The organism is Halomonas sp. KX33721 (assembly GCF_001596805.1).
Lineage (GTDB): Bacteria > Pseudomonadota > Gammaproteobacteria > Pseudomonadales > Halomonadaceae > Vreelandella > Vreelandella aquamarina.
Genome location: NZ_LVIA01000104.1, coordinates 1 through 1,380 on the forward strand (window position 1 = coordinate 1; position 1,380 = coordinate 1,380).

A 1,380-nucleotide genomic window follows, 5' to 3' on the forward strand; every position below is an offset into this window, starting at 1 on the left:
GAACGACCTTGAAGACGATGCCTGCGTGAGCGCATTTATATTCCAGCATCGTTTTCAGTTGTGACCAGCCAGCGTCGTAGACGCTTTTGGCCATCTTGGTCTTCGCGAGCTTGGTTGAGGAAACATCGCCCACGACGATTTCGCCGTACTGGTTGACGAGTTTCCGGGAAAACTTGTGCTGCGCGTCCTGGCGACGGTTCTTGATCTTGGCGTGAATAGCTTTTACCCGCCGCTTGTTGCGGGCACGTTGGGCTGTCGCCAACTGGTCTTCCATGCGGCGGTAGAAGCGGCTGTTTTCCAGCCTTCCTCCATCGCTACAGGTGGCCACATCCTTGAGCCCAAGGTCGATGCCAACGGCGCCCTGCCCAAGCGTCGGCTGCACGTCCACCTCGACCGCAACATTGAAATACCACCGGCCCCGGCTATCTTCGTTGAAACTGCCGGCACGGAACTTGTATGTCGACAGGCCGTAGCTATCCCACACCTTGAAGTAGGTGCCGTTGTGAAATACCTGCCCGTTCTTCCACTTGGCCGCGCCGGTATTGACCGGAATCCAGCCAAGTGAGCGGCGTACACCGCCGGACTTGCGCCAATTCAAGCGGGGCTTTTTGAACTGCTTGCGGCGGGCAACGTATTCAGCAGCGATGCATTGCAGCGTTTGGCTGTGCAGGCCGAGGTCCTTGCCAGCACCCTTGGTATAGGGGTGCATGTCGTAGGCAGACAGAAACAGACCTTTCTCCCGAATGGCTCGGGAAGACAGTTCGTTGAGGTAGTTCCAAACAAAATTCACGCTGCGGGCCATGCGGTTAAGCTCGGCGGCGTGTTTGTCCTTCACTCGAACCTTGAGGGTCTTGGTCTGCTTCATGGCTTCGAATATACTTGGTCTATGGAAACCAAACAAGCTATCAGAACAGGAAGGCACTGCGTTTTTGAACTCCACGTCCATTTGGTCTTCGTCACCAAGTATCGGGGCAAGGTGTTTACCGGCGCGCATCTCAACTCCCTCGAATTACTTTTCGACCGAGTGTGTCGGGACTTCGAGGCGGAGCTACAGGAGTTCAACGGTGAAACCGATCACGTCCATTTGCTTGTCAACTTTCCACCCAAAGTGGCGGTATCCAGGCTGGTGAATAGTTTGAAGGGGGTATCCAGCCGGCGGATGAAGTTACTACACCCTGAACTGGTGCAGCCCGCCTACCGGAAGAACTCGCTGTGGAGTCCAAGCTACTTTGCGGGAAGTGTCGGAGGCGCCCCCCTGAGCATGGTCAAACAGTATATTGAGCAACAATCGAGGCCGGACTAGGGGCGCTCTCGCGCCCCTCGCTATCCATCCTCGCACTAGAAGAAGTACGGGGTTTTTCGCGATGTTCGATAAAAACG

General features: G+C 55.7%; 2 protein-coding genes. One reads left to right on the forward strand and one right to left on the reverse strand.

The features are described from left to right. The coding region (locus tag A3220_RS18100) for a transposase (RefSeq protein ID WP_252860516.1) at nt 1–994 on the reverse strand (994 nt) is incomplete at its 3' end. Between A3220_RS18100 and tnpA the strand changes: the two genes are divergently transcribed. Next, on the forward strand, nt 887–1,303 hold the full coding sequence (gene tnpA, locus A3220_RS16580; RefSeq protein ID WP_044630342.1) for an IS200/IS605 family transposase: 417 nt from the start codon (nt 887–889) through the stop codon (nt 1,301–1,303). The two genes, A3220_RS18100 and tnpA, sit on opposite strands and share 108 nt — an antisense overlap. Nucleotides 1,304–1,380: the final 77 nt, after the last annotated feature.